The sequence below is a fragment of the Pantoea brenneri genome (genome assembly GCF_038594305.1).
Lineage (GTDB): Bacteria > Pseudomonadota > Gammaproteobacteria > Enterobacterales > Enterobacteriaceae > Pantoea > Pantoea brenneri.
Genome location: NZ_JBCGBG010000021.1, coordinates 1 through 540, shown reverse-complemented (window position 1 = coordinate 540; position 540 = coordinate 1). Strand labels below are relative to the sequence as shown.

General features: G+C 50.4%; 1 tRNA gene and 1 rRNA gene. Both read right to left on the bottom strand.

Annotated elements, in window-relative coordinates:
* Positions 1–294: 294 nt before the first annotated feature.
* Positions 295–369, bottom strand: a tRNA-Glu gene (locus tag AABB92_RS23340).
* A gap of 89 nt (positions 370–458) precedes the next feature.
* Positions 459–540: ribosomal RNA gene (locus tag AABB92_RS23335) — 16S ribosomal RNA — on the bottom strand; the annotation flags it as partial.

The window sequence follows — 540 nt, the reverse complement described above, 5'->3', positions numbered from 1 at the left end:
TTAGCACGTCCTTCATCGCCTCTGACTGCCAGGGCATCCACCGTGTACGCTTAGTCGCTTAACCTCACAACCCACAGGCGTTTTTCAGCGCTGCGTGTTGCAAGCATTTGAGAGACTCGAACATGTCTTAGCTTTCATTCTTATTACGGAGAATGAAAACGACATGTCGTTTCAATTTTCAGCTTGTTCCGGATTGTTAAAGAGCAAATATCTCAAACGCGGCTCGGCTGCTCACGCAACTGAATCGGTTTTGAGATACTTCATGGAGACACCTTTCACCTGTCACCAAGCAAGTGGCGTCCCCTAGGGGATTCGAACCCCTGTTGCCGCCGTGAAAGGGCGGAGTCCTAACCGCTAGACGAAGGGGACACAAAGGTGTCACGACTTCGCAGCCGTCTTGCTCATTACTTTTCTATCAGACAATCTGTGTGGACACTGCGCCGGAAGGTATCTTCAGGTAAGGAGGTGATCCAACCGCAGGTTCCCCTACGGTTACCTTGTTACGACTTCACCCCAGTCATGAATCACAAAGTGGTAAGC